Annotated in this window: 12 protein-coding genes and 1 pseudogene; all 13 read right to left on the bottom strand. The window is 33.8% G+C overall.

Annotated features, from left to right (window positions below):
- Positions 1-9: 9 nt before the first annotated feature.
- A complete protein-coding gene (locus B4D49_RS03960; RefSeq protein WP_286783237.1) occupies positions 10-1,326 on the bottom strand; it encodes a DUF2142 domain-containing protein in 1,317 nt (438 codons plus the stop codon).
- Positions 1,323-2,591, bottom strand: a complete 1,269-nt coding sequence (locus B4D49_RS03955) for a lipopolysaccharide biosynthesis protein (RefSeq protein WP_286783235.1) — start codon at positions 2,589-2,591, stop codon at positions 1,323-1,325. The genes B4D49_RS03960 and B4D49_RS03955 overlap by 4 nt, the downstream gene beginning before the upstream one ends.
- On the bottom strand, positions 2,584-2,919 hold the full coding sequence (locus B4D49_RS03950; RefSeq protein ID WP_004232324.1) for a DUF2304 domain-containing protein: 336 nt from the start codon (positions 2,917-2,919) through the stop codon (positions 2,584-2,586). Before B4D49_RS03950 ends, B4D49_RS03955 begins: the two co-directional genes overlap by 8 nt.
- A gap of 1 nt (position 2,920) precedes the next feature.
- Entirely contained in the window at positions 2,921-3,616 is a 696-nt protein-coding gene (locus B4D49_RS03945) for a glycosyltransferase family 2 protein (protein WP_199542370.1), read from the bottom strand.
- An 11-nt stretch (positions 3,617-3,627) separates the two neighbouring features.
- Positions 3,628-4,422: a glycosyltransferase family A protein gene (locus tag B4D49_RS03940; RefSeq protein WP_199542372.1), complete on the bottom strand. Its 795-nt coding sequence runs from the start codon at positions 4,420-4,422 to the stop codon at positions 3,628-3,630.
- A complete protein-coding gene (locus B4D49_RS03935) occupies positions 4,419-6,116 on the bottom strand; it encodes a rhamnan synthesis F family protein (protein WP_286783231.1) in 1,698 nt (565 codons plus the stop codon). Before B4D49_RS03935 ends, B4D49_RS03940 begins: the two co-directional genes overlap by 4 nt.
- Complete coding sequence (locus B4D49_RS03930) at positions 6,113-7,129, bottom strand: glycosyltransferase family 2 protein (protein ID WP_286783227.1); 1,017 nt, start codon at positions 7,127-7,129, stop codon at positions 6,113-6,115. Before B4D49_RS03930 ends, B4D49_RS03935 begins: the two co-directional genes overlap by 4 nt.
- Before the next feature lie 491 nt (positions 7,130-7,620).
- Positions 7,621-8,365, bottom strand: a pseudogene (locus B4D49_RS09630) (ABC transporter ATP-binding protein); the annotation flags it as partial.
- Positions 8,365-9,171: an ABC transporter permease gene (locus tag B4D49_RS03920; RefSeq protein ID WP_074626566.1), complete on the bottom strand. Its 807-nt coding sequence runs from the start codon at positions 9,169-9,171 to the stop codon at positions 8,365-8,367. The pseudogene B4D49_RS09630 and the gene B4D49_RS03920, both read right to left, overlap by 1 nt.
- Positions 9,168-10,103: a glycosyltransferase family 2 protein gene (locus tag B4D49_RS03915; protein WP_286783223.1), complete on the bottom strand. Its 936-nt coding sequence runs from the start codon at positions 10,101-10,103 to the stop codon at positions 9,168-9,170. The genes B4D49_RS03920 and B4D49_RS03915 overlap by 4 nt, the downstream gene beginning before the upstream one ends.
- Positions 10,093-11,247 (bottom strand): beta 1-4 rhamnosyltransferase Cps2T, encoded by a 1,155-nt coding sequence (gene cps2T, locus B4D49_RS03910; protein ID WP_286783222.1) that lies wholly within the window; start codon positions 11,245-11,247, stop codon positions 10,093-10,095. Before cps2T ends, B4D49_RS03915 begins: the two co-directional genes overlap by 11 nt.
- A 141-nt stretch (positions 11,248-11,388) precedes the next feature.
- The gene (locus B4D49_RS03905) at positions 11,389-11,724 is read right to left on the bottom strand and encodes a metal-sulfur cluster assembly factor (protein ID WP_132869512.1); all 336 of its coding nucleotides are present in this window, start codon (positions 11,722-11,724) and stop codon (positions 11,389-11,391) included.
- Positions 11,725-11,745: 21 nt separating this feature from the next.
- Positions 11,746-12,855, bottom strand: coding sequence for an RNA polymerase sigma factor RpoD (rpoD, locus tag B4D49_RS03900; protein ID WP_024343868.1), 1,110 nt, complete (start codon positions 12,853-12,855; stop codon positions 11,746-11,748).
- Between the last annotated feature and the right edge of the window lies 1 nt (position 12,856).

Below are 12,856 nucleotides of genomic sequence, written 5' to 3'. Positions count from 1 at the left end.
ATTGTACTCCTATACCCAATAATATGCCCATAAGACAGCAAATGACACTGCAACATTGATTAGAATGATAATTGTTGATAGTTTAATAATTGATTTTTGACTAAATTCAAATCTTAGTTTTGACTGGCAAAGACTAAACAAAGGTGCCAAATAAATCAAGAAAGGCGTGAAATATCGACCTTGTTCTCCATGAGCAATTCTATTCGCACCAACATTGTCAGGATTTGAACGTAAAGTCCATGCAAAATACATTCCTACGACAATAACTAGTACTTGAAGTGGAAAAATCAAAGCTGATGAAATTCCTTCCATTTTAGTGACAGGAAGATATTCACTCAAATAAATTAAAATCAATACAACAATATCAATAAAGACTAGCCATAACGGTAATTGAGTCGTTAACCAGCCAAATTCTCCGAAAATACCAATAGTTAACAAACCATTTAAATTAACGTTTTCTTGTTGTAAGAAGAAAGTATTAAACATTACCCAAATAAAGTGTTGAGTTCCACCCCAGCCTTTTAAGAAGAAATAAAACGCAACAATTCCTAAGCAAACCGCACCTGTAACAAAATACCATCTATATTTCTTGAAGAAATTATAAGCTGGATTTAACACTTTTAAAAATCCTTCAAACTCAAAATCTATCATTACTAAGAACGGTAATAAAAGCAGGTTATTTGTTTTCGTTGAATAAAGGAATAAAGTTAATAAGATAAGCTGAAGAAACTTTTTATTAGTAAATGTTCTTTCTTTGATAAGATTAACAAAGAAAACAAAGAAACATGCAATCGAGACGTAATTTAAAACATCATAAGATAGAGAAGCTGCTTGCTGTAACATCATTGGTAATAACGAAATAAACATCAAAGCTAATTTACCGTATTTTGCTGCTTTGATAACAAAATACATCCCGATGATATAAACAAGAGCATTAACAATTCGTCCTACTAACATAATGACGCCATATGAAGGATAGATCGCACGTCCAATCAACATTCCAATTGCTTGAGGAAGATGAGCCAGACTTTTAATTGAAACACTCAATTTAAAAGGAGCTGAAGAAAAATCTTGTTCCTTAGTAAAAAAACGATTTAGTTTTTCCTTATTGAGTACAGCAGGAGCTTCTGGCGAACTATTAGTGATTACTTCTCCTTGATGATGTGCAAGCCATTGAAGCGAATCTTCCTTTGCAGCATCATGTGTAATATTCCAAGCTAAAATTGCATGTGTTGTTTCATCTGGAACTTGCGTCACAGGAACCAAAAACATAAACAGTGCAACACAGGGAACTGCTAAGAATAAAAATAATTTTTCTATTTTCATTTTTTCTCCTTATATGAATCTTTAGCGCTAAAATAGATAATTAGGGATACTAGTAACCACGTTAACATTGATAATGTAAATGAAATTGATGCACCATAAATGCCATAATGCTCAACCAAAGGATTGGCTGAAAAATAGGATACACAAAATCCGCTGGCAAATGAAATCACCAAAAGTTTTTGCTTACGCAAAACTGTCAAAATATTATCACAAACTGTCGCAAAAGTACTTGCTATTCCTCCAGTCATTAAAATAATAAAGGCAATCAAATACCTATTCAAATTAGTCGAATAAACAATATTTAAAATTGGAACCCCAATAACAGACACAACTGCTAAAATTAAGAATGAAATAACGACTAATAATTGCAATAATTTTCGACGGTAATGAACAAAAGACTCATACTCCTTTTTCTCAAGAAAAATAGCCATTTGCGTCATCATTGGTCTAAAGAAAATCATTGTCAAATTCATGGCAAAAACCGGCATAAAGAGAATATTAAAGTCCGTTTGAACACCAACTTCAAGTAAGCCTTGCTCAAATAAATTGTCTAATGCATATTTTGGCTGATTATAAATGGAAACCAACATAAAAGCATTAATAAATAGTGGACTACTTTCTACTAAAAGACCTCTGATTTGTTTAAATGAAAAATGAAATGCTTTAATTTTACTGAAATATCGACTTAACCAAAAATCAAAACCAAAAACAAAAGCAAATGATAACACATTCATGATAATCAATGATAATAACAACTCATGTGTAATAATCAATGTAATTGTAAAACCTACAAAGATAAATCCATTTCTAAAAAAAAGAGATTTTCCCGCAATATCAAGGCGTTCGTGCTGTTGAAACATTCCCTGAAAAACATCAGATAAGGCATCACTACAGCGATAAAAACAAATCAGTAAAACACATAAAGATTTGTAAGCGTCATAGCCATGCATAAGAACATAACCAAGGGCTACAAGCAACATAATAAAGATAGTTAACACACGTGCATAGAAATAATTATTAAAAGAATACTTCTCTTTAATATCTGTTGCTTGAAAGTCACGAACTTGAAAAGTAGCTACTGTAATCAATAGATTTCCAACAGCATAAGCAATACTAAAAACATCGGCATTATAGCTATCCAATAAACGAGCTACAGATAACAGCAAAAGCGTTGACATAGCTGCTGAAGCTAAACTTCCCAAAATATTCCAAGCAAGGACTTCTTTTTGAGAGGCTTTCTGCCCAATTTTCAATAATTTAATCATCCTTCTTCTCACTTAATGCAATTTGTTGTGCCAAGCTTTTAATTTTTGAGCTTTGAATAGAAACAATGCGAGTTAGTGAGAAAAGAATCCACAAACTTAAGCAAAACCCAACAAAGAAAACCAGATTCATTGGGGAATAAATACCTAATAAATTAGCCAATACAACCAATAAATTTGGGAACCAAACAGCAATCAATAAAATAACGCTTAGAATATACCATGATAACGAATAACGAATAGATAGTTTATCCTTCTTAATCAAATGGAATGAGTAAGCAACAAAAAGTACAATAACAATTGAGATAAAAAGGCTCGCTGTTTGTGTCATCTTATTTCCCCCTTAATTTTACAAATAAAATAGCCAATGTCACTTTAATCATATAATAAACGGATTTTGTTGCAGAAATTGACGAAACACCACCTTGTCTCTCGTTCATAACAACCGGAATTTCCTTAACAGAATAACCTTTATTAAGTAAAGAAACAATTGTTTCTGGTTCTGGATAGTCATCTGGATAATCACTCGCAAACAGTTCAATAATATTGCGATCTATCATTCGCAATCCTGAAGTTGCGTCTGTGATTTTCTTACCTGTAAGCAAATGAATCAAGCCCATAAAATAGCGAATCCCCAAACGACGCATAAACGATGATTGAAAGCCTTCTTTTTCTAGAAAACGTGAACCAATTACCATGTTAACATCACTTTCTATCAACTCATCAGCCATTTTGGATAAGAAAGCAGGATTATGTTGACCATCACCGTCCACTTGAACAGCTAAATCATAACCATGTTTTTTAGCATATAAATAACCCGTTTGCACTGCACCACCAATTCCAAGGTTAATTGGAAGTGACACGACATTGAAATTATTTTTTTGACAAATTTCAAGTGTGTTATCTGTTGAACAGTCATTAATAATGACATAGTCAAAATCTGGTGCATCTTTTTTAATTGCAGCAACCGTACCTTCAATATTGCTGCTCTCATTATATGCAGGGATAATAATTAATTTTTTTAACACGCGGCTGCCTCCTATTGATTTGAATTCTGACTTTTTTGATAAAACTTAATCAGTAAGTTAGCGATAGCTTTTGGCCAAAGCAGCTGATACATTTGTAAATCTTCGTTTGTTCGTGTATTATTTGAAATCGTTGCCGTTGTTTCAGATTCCTCATGAATACGGTGAAACATCAAAGATTCCTTAATGTAAGAAAAACGCCCTTTGTATTTTTCAGAAATTGTGTACCATGCATACCAATCCAAACTTGTCTTCATCTCCTCATCAAATTGGAAGTCCGACAAACGTTTCATATTATATGAAACACTTGGACAACAAATAGGATTTCCAAATGATAGGACACGATTACGCCACCATTTTGAACTAGGTAGCACTGATAGAACATTAAGCATCAAACGTTTGATTTTTAAGTTCTGATTACTTGCAATATCCTTAGCTCCTTCTGCCATCATTTTTAATTCATGATAGTCTGTATAAACAATCGTTGAGTTTGGGTACTTTTCGAATGATTCCAATACCTTCTGTGTGAAAGTTTCATCATACAAATCGTCCTGGTGAACAATTGTCACATATTCTGTTTTACAATGTGAAAGTGCCTGATTCCAATCAGCTCCTATTGATTTTCGTTCACCAACATATAATGGAAGATGGTATTTTTCAGCCAATGATTTAATAAAATTATTTGGTGTTGATGTGTAAATGTAAACATCAGATGATACTGTTTGCTTTTCTACAGAAAGAATACATTCTTCCAAATATGAACTCTCACCATATGCGCAAATTGCAATGGTATGTTTTTTTTCACTCATTTATTCTGTTTTTCCTTAACTAATTTGATTAAATTTAGACGTTTTAAAAAATAAGTCAAAGTCAATAGCGTAGCCTTTTTAAAGAAACGCAAGACTAATTTAGCACTGATCGGATAATTAATACTACTTGGTACCTCAAGTTCTGATGCAAAGAGCATATCATTTGCTTTTTTTGCATCAATCAAAGCAGGTAAACTTGCTTTATTTGGTAGCAAAACAAAATCATAGCGCTCTTTCCAATTAAAAATTGGAAGAATTTTTTCAAAATCTGAAAGCGTTAGATTGCCTTTGTTATTCCATATTTTTTGCAATCCATCTACCCTAATCCAATAAGCCGACCAAGCTTTTTCTATCATAGGATTTTTTATTTCTGCTTCAGAAATATTTAATCTTTCAAAAACTTCTTTATCAATGGCCAATTGACTATCTTTATACCTTTCATATAAAAGCATGTCTGGAATGGCTAAACCGACTTTTTTATCATCAAGAAATATTTTCTTAATAGTATCCTCTAATGAAAACATTATCTCAAGTAGTTCCCTTAAACTATAGGAGTCAACCAATTGATTTAAAAAGAAATCCGAAACATGAATATAGGCTAAGCAATTACCATCGAACACCTTAGAAGAATCACTAATAAATTTTTGCCATTCATTAACACTTTCAACATGTGCGTAAGCATAACTAGTAATATCTTCTCGCTGGAACTGTTCTTTTACCTCTTCTAAGGTTTTATCTGATTCAGCACTAACTAAAGTTATAATATTTTTACGGCTCTTCAAAAAACTAGTCAAAATTTCTACACCATTTCGTGTTGAAAAATGCAGGTGCAAAATTGTCTTTGAAGGTTGCTTTAGCGTGTTATCAGATTGATTCAAATTTTTATAAGGTAATAAGAAAGATGTAGTCGGCGGCAATATACTAGAAAGATGATTAATGATTAAATCACCTGGATACTCACTCTTCTCCTCGATTGCATTTAAGACAAACGGTGCCAAGTGTGCCACATGACTAAAAGACTTAATTTTTACAAATGGAATACCTGCCTGCAATATCAAATCTGGTCGAAAAATTGAAACATTTCCAAGTTCCGGTTTACTTGACAAGTCAAGCATAGAACTACAACTGTAACCCGCTTTAACTAATTGTTCAGTCAATTCTGATTCATAAGAATCGATAACTTGTTGAACATTCTTATAGCTTTTAACATTTGACCAAAAATCAATAAATGCTTCACTCTCTACAACCTGCTTTTTAAAAGAGAGAAAATATGATTGCAGATGCTCTGCTACATAACTTCCTCCTTTTATTTTACAAGCAGCATGGTTAGTTAGTCCCCAAAAATCAACACTAGCATCTGATTCAAATTTTTCAAAAATCTCTTGCATATCCCACAAAGGACCAAAACAAGTATCATTCATCAAAGTTAAAGAATCAAATGACTTGACATAATCAAAAGAAGATAAAATTGCTTCCTTCCATGCTGCAAAATCATAGCCTTCATTTTGACGTTGAATCACATCATCAATTAGTTGATTTTCTTGCAATTTCTCAATAGCAGTCTTACTCAAATAACTATTAGAAATAAAACATATTGATGAAAATAAAGGCCTCAACTGTTCAAGTTGATAAAGAACATGAGGGCTCAGTTCATTAAATTTATTATAATGAACATAAAGTAGCATTCGATTCATCGATTTCTCCTGAATAAATTGATTATCTTCGTCGGAATTACCCAGCGTTTTGAATGGATAACCTTGTTATACTCGTTCAGCCAATGATTTTTTTCAGCAATTTGGCTTTCTAATTTTTCTTCAGTTGATTTTAATTTTGCCCTTTCTTCAAGTAATTCATCTAATATTACTTGAGCATTATTTAATTGTGTTGTTAATTCTTGCTGACGACGTGCAATAATTTTTTCACGCTCAGTATTTTCAGAGAATAAGTATCGTGTTAATACCTTAAAATCAATTCTTGAATAGTACTTTTCAAGATACTCTTCTTGTGTCTCCTGTAATTTTTCAAAACGCTCTGATAGCTTTTCAACAGATGTAGGATGTGAGTCCGAACCTTCGTGAAGGCGATAAACAGTAGTCGCTTCTGGTAAAAATGTTAACTCTGTTCTTGTAAACATCTCCAGTTGGAGACTAAAAGTATCATCAACTGCGTCAGGAGAAATAGCATTATTTACTTCCAACATCAAGTTGCGATCTACTAACCAAGTCGATGACATTGTCATTCCTCGAAATGCAAGCATCTCCTCGAAACTTGACATTTTTCGAATAATACCATTCTCAATGGCTTTTTTCTGACGTAATTCACCACTCTCAGAGATAATGTTAAAATCAGAGCAAGACCATTTTGATGCTGTTGATCGTTCTAAGATATCAACCTGCTTTTGAAGTTTGTAAGCATCAATCCAGTAATCGTCACCATCACATCGAGCAATGTAATCACCTTGAGCTAACTGACAAATATCAAGCCATGTTTTTGTGATACCTAGATTTTCTTGATGAAAAACAGCCTTAATCTTATCAGGGTATTGATTCGCATAGCGTTCAATAATCTGAGGAGAATGATCGCTGGAAGCATCGTCAACTAAAATGATTTCATAATCAAAATCACACTTCTGATTTAAGAAACTCCGAATAGCCTCTTCTATCCATGCCTCCTTATTATAATTTGTACAAATAATAGATACTTTCATTCCTTACCTCATTACTGAACCATTATTTTAAAAATCCCATTGACCATTACGTTGAATCAAACCAGTTGCCGAATCAACTTCAGATTCATTATTATAATCAAGGTCATCACGTGTTAATAATATAATTGGTGATTTTTCAGCTGGGACAAATCCAATCATTTGCCCATCTTTATCTCGGATTGTCACTTCCAATTTCAATTTCAAATCATTAACATTTGGAATATGACATGTATATTTAACCGTTTTTTTACCTGAACCTTGTGTCATATGCTCTTTTGAATTATCATTATAAATCCAAATATTGCGATCAATATCTGTAAATGATAACGCCACATAAGTGTCCATATCTTGAAGCATATTGTAGTTAACTTCAAAAGAAATTTCATCTTTTGGTGTTAGGCGTTTTTCAGACAACAATTTAATAGAAATATCAGAGATTTTTTCATCCCCTTCGACTTCACGTTCTTCTTGAACATTGTCATCATATTCTTTTTCAGTATTATCGTAACTATACTGGTTAGCAACATCATAAGGGTTACCGTATGCCTTAACCAAACCATTTTCAATTAGAACTGCACGGTTACAATATTTCTTAACTGCTCCCATATCATGAGTAACTAGAATAGTTGTCTTACCACTTTCTTTACGTTCTAGGAAGTAATCGTTACATTTACGTTGGAAAGCTTCGTCACCTACGGCAAGAACCTCGTCAAGGATAAGAACATCACCTTGTGCCTTAATTGCAACTGAGAAGGCTAAACGAACTTGCATGCCACTTGAATAGTTTTTTAGTTTTTGGTTCATGAAATCTTCAAGTTCTGCAAACTCAACGATGTCATCGTACATAGCATCAATCTCTTCAGTAGTAAATCCAAGCATGGCACCATTCATATAGACATTTTCACGTCCAGTCAGTTCAGGGTTAAAACCAACACCGAGTTCAATAAATGAAACCATTTTACCATTCACTGTAACAGAACCTTTTTCAGGAACGTAGATTTGAGAAATGATTTTTAAAAGTGTTGATTTTCCTGAACCATTACGACCAACGATTCCGAAAAAATCACCTTTGTGAACATCGAATGAAATATCTTTCAAGACATGTTGTTCTCGATACCCTTTTACCCCTTTAAATCTATTAACAAGGGCTGTTCGTAAACTATGTGTTGCTTCCGTTGGTAATTTAAAATATTTACTAACATGATCAACTTTTACTGCAATTTCTTTATCTGACATTATAGAATCTCCGCAAATTTCTTAGCATGCTTATGGAAAATATAATAACCAATTGCAAATACCACAAATGGAATTAGGTATGGCACAAGTGCAATGATATTATTATTAATCAATTCCCATCCACGCATATTTCCTGAATAAACGATAAAATGACGCATATCTTGAATAATTTGAGCAATCGGATTTAGCATCATAATCTTACCAATAGTAAAGTGTTTACGCTGCAAAATAAATGTCAATGAATAGATAATAGGTGTACCATACATACCTGCTTGAAGAATTACTTCCCAAATTGGTCCTAAATCACGATATTTAACAAATAAAGTTGACAATATAAATGCAACACCAGCAGCTAAAGCAAACAATTCAATAAACAATGGAATAATAACTAAGAATCCAAAATTTGGATGAATACCATTTAACAAAGCGAAAACAAAAACGACCACCATATTAATGGCATAGTTGATTGCTGCTCCAACAACTGAAGAAATGACAATAATTTCTTTTGAAAAGTTTAATTTACGCAGTAAATCCCCACGCGCAACAATTGAAAGCATTCCCATGTTAGTTGCTTCAGCAAAGAAGTTCCATGTCACCATACCAATTAACAAACCGATAGCATAGTGAGGAGTACCATCATCAAAACGCAAGAAACGGACAAATACTAAATACATAATTGTAAAAAGCATCAATGGTTTTAAAATTGACCACAAATGTCCAATTAAACTACCTTGATAGCGCAGTTTAAAGTCTGTTTTTACCATTTCTTTTAATAAGATTTTATTTTCTTTACTAAAGAACTTCATTTATTTCTCCTATAACCAAATTTGGTAATAATTAATGTTCTAAACACAAATGTATGAAAAGTACGGTTTTTTCGTAACCCATATTTATTCAAAGTTTTAATCCTTTGAATAAAAGATTTATCCATAATGGTTACGAAATTTTCAACCAAGTCTCTTTTTTCAGGGGTCAATGCTAAATCTAATAAAAAACGTGCTTGAGTTTGACTAGCATTAATCAACCACCAATATTTTTCGACTAGTTTATGCGGCTTAATCCAATTTTTCATGCGTTTAGTCCATGTACGCGCCCCCAACACATTAGTATCGTGTTGGCGATACAATTCAGTTGGGTAATCAACATAAGCAAGATTACCTAAAGCACTAGCAAGCAAAGCAAGATACCAATCGTGCATCAACAAATCTTCTGTTGATGTCCACAATTCAGCCAATGTATGATTTATCATTGCTGTACCACCAGTTACTGTGTTTTCAGTCAATTCTTGAACCAACTCAGTATTGGCATGATCAGACTGTGTTTTAATCATACTTTCATGTAAAACATTTAAATCTCGATCAACAATTTTCAAATCTGTATAAACCAATAAAGGTTTCTGACTATCATACTTTTGTGCTTCTTCTAAAGTAACTGCCAATTTATCTTCTAACCAAATATCATCTTGATCAGAAAAGAAATAGTAATCAGCTTTGCTATGTTTTAAAAGGGTATAAAAGTTTTTAATAACGCCAAAATTTTTACGATTGTCAGCATTAATAAAAACAATACGTGAGTCAAGCTGCGCATAGTGCTTAATAATTTCGGGTGTCGTATCACTAGAGCCATCATCACGAATATATAAATTCCAGTCTTTGACTGTTTGATTTTGAATACTTTCAATCTGTTCAGCCAAAAATTGTTCACCATTGTAGGTGGACATGAGAATATTAATTTTCATTTAAAAACAGTTCCTCATACTCTCCTACGATTTTTTCCCATGTGTAATTTTGCTTAACAATAGCACGCGCACGATTGCCATATCCTGTAAAATCATAATGTCCATCAGCATCATTAATCAAACATGAGAGATTACCTGATGTTTTATTCCAATAAAAAGCGCTGTGTCCAGCTACAGACTTATTGAAGGAAACATCAAGGACAAGATTTAATTTAGTATGACCTAAAGCTTCTAACAAGCCTGGATTTGTTCCGCCAACCTCATGACCATGGATATAGGCAAAGGCATTCTCACGAATATAATTGAGTAAATCACGATCATAAACAGTGCCAACAAACTTAACTCTGTGGTCGCGTTCAAAATTTGTTAAGTGCTTCAATTTTTCAAAATAGCTACTATTTTTATGGTTAGAAATAATAATCAAATCACGTCTAGTGTTCGATTTCATAAACTCACGAATAGCTGTTTCATAATTATTTTCTGGCACAAAACGACCAACAATTAGATAGTAGCCATTTTCTTTGGTTTGCCAGTTATCAAAACACTTTCTTACCTTATAATCATCTGCTGTTAAAGTTGATTTTTTCAAATCCGTTCCATAAGCAATGAAACGTGTCTTAGCCCCCGGATAAGACTCCTTAATATAAGTCTCGATACCGATATTATCTGAAATCACTAAATCAGCAGTCTTAGCCATAGCTTTTTCAGCATATTTTAAATAAGCTTGAACTGGTTTCGACCATTTTGAGCGTTTCCACTCAAGACCATCTGGATTCACATAAACTTTCCCACCTAGAGCATGAATTTTCTTTGCAAAAGGTGCAATAAATGCCCCAATTGTGTTACCCAAAATATAAAAAATAGGGTGTTCAATACCAGATCTTTTTACCATTTGAAGCCCATAAGTAATTGCCATCATATCATAAGCAATCACTCGTGCTGGACCAATTTTAGGTGCCTTGATGGTAAAACAATCTGCGCCCTCATATTTAAAATGCGTATGATGTTTATCATCACTTAAACAAGCGACGTGATAAACAATATCTGAGCTCTGCTTATTTTTTACCAACTCCTCAACAAAAGTCTCAAAGCCACCATACTTTGCAGGCAAACCTCGACTTCCGATGATGAATACATGTTGCATGGCACACTTCTCCATTCTAAAATACAATCAAAAATATTATACCATATTTTACATAAGCTGGCGATGGAAAAACGAAAGTAGCTAGAGCATACGGCTATCAAAGAATCAAAAAAACACCAGCATTTCTGCTGGTGTTCAATATTATCTAATTCCCAAAGCAATGCGGGCATAACGACTCATTTTATCAACTGTCCAAGCTGGGTACCAAACCAATTTAACTTCGGTATTAGTAACCTCAGGAATCTCACGCATTGCATCGTGAATCTGATCGGTAAGAAGATCCGCTAGTGGGCATCCCATTGTTGTTAGGGTCATATCAATTTCTGTATGTCCATTTTGCTCAAATCGGATTTCATAAACAAGCCCCAAATTAACAATATCAATCCCTAGTTCAGGGTCGATAACTGTTTCCAAAGTTTCAAGAATACGATCTTTAATCTTTGCGACATCTTCTTCTGTATATTTTTGTTCAGACATAAGCGAACCTCTTGACTATTTTTAATCTTCGATAAAATCACGGAGCTGTTTGCTACGGCTCGGATGGCGAAGTTTGCGAAGTGCTTTAGCTTCAATCTGACGAATACGTTCACGCGTCACATTGAAGACTTTACCAACATCTTCCAATGTACGCATTTTACCATCATCGAGACCAAAACGCAAGCGCAAGACGTTCTCTTCACGGTCAGTCAATGTGTCTAAAACCTCATCAAGTTGCTCACGAAGAACAACACGAGTTGTATAGTCTACTGGATTTTCAATAACTTCATCTTCAATGAAATCTCCAAGATGGCTATCATCTTCTTCACCGATAGGTGTTTCCAAAGAAACAGGTTCTTGAGCAATCTTCAAGATTTCACGAACTTTGTCAGGAGTCATATCCATACGTTCTGCAATTTGTTCTGGTGTTGGATCTTGTCCAAGTTCTTGAAGAAGGTTACGTTGTTCACGAACAAGTTTGTTAATTGTTTCAACCATGTGTACTGGGATACGGATTGTACGAGCTTGGTCAGCAATCGCACGTGTGATTGCTTGACGAATCCACCATGTAGCATAAGTTGAGAATTTGAAACCTTTTGAGTAGTCAAATTTATCAACAGCTTTCATCAATCCCATATTTCCTTCTTGGATAAGATCGAGGAATTGCATACCACGCCCAACATAACGTTTAGCAATAGAAACAACCAAACGCAAGTTAGCTTCTGCCAAACGTTGTTTAGCTTGAAGATCACCTGCTGCTACTGCAACAGCTAATTCTTTTTCTTCTTCACTTGACAACAAAGGCACAACCCCAATTTCTTTAAGGTACATACGAACTGGGTCATTAACCTTAGCAGAATTACTTCCAAGCAATTCTTCATCAGTCAATTCCTCTGGTTTTGGTTCTTCAACAACATATTTTGTTGATGGATTACCTTCTTTATCAGTAATTGAAATACCACCGTCTGTCAAACGTTCCAAAAGATCATCGATTTGATCAGCATCCAATGAAAATGGAATAACCAATTTTTCTGTCACTTCATCATCGACAGCTGTTCCGTTCTTTTTATGGTTACGAATAAATTCTGCAACTTGAACATTAAAAGTAGTAATTTCTTTTTCTTTTGCCATA

This window comes from Streptococcus sp. UBA4344, from assembly GCF_002393675.1.
Classification (GTDB): Bacteria; Bacillota; Bacilli; order Lactobacillales; family Streptococcaceae; genus Streptococcus; species Streptococcus vicugnae.
Note: the sequence above shows the minus strand (reverse complement) of the source record. Positions and strands in the feature narration are given on the sequence as shown.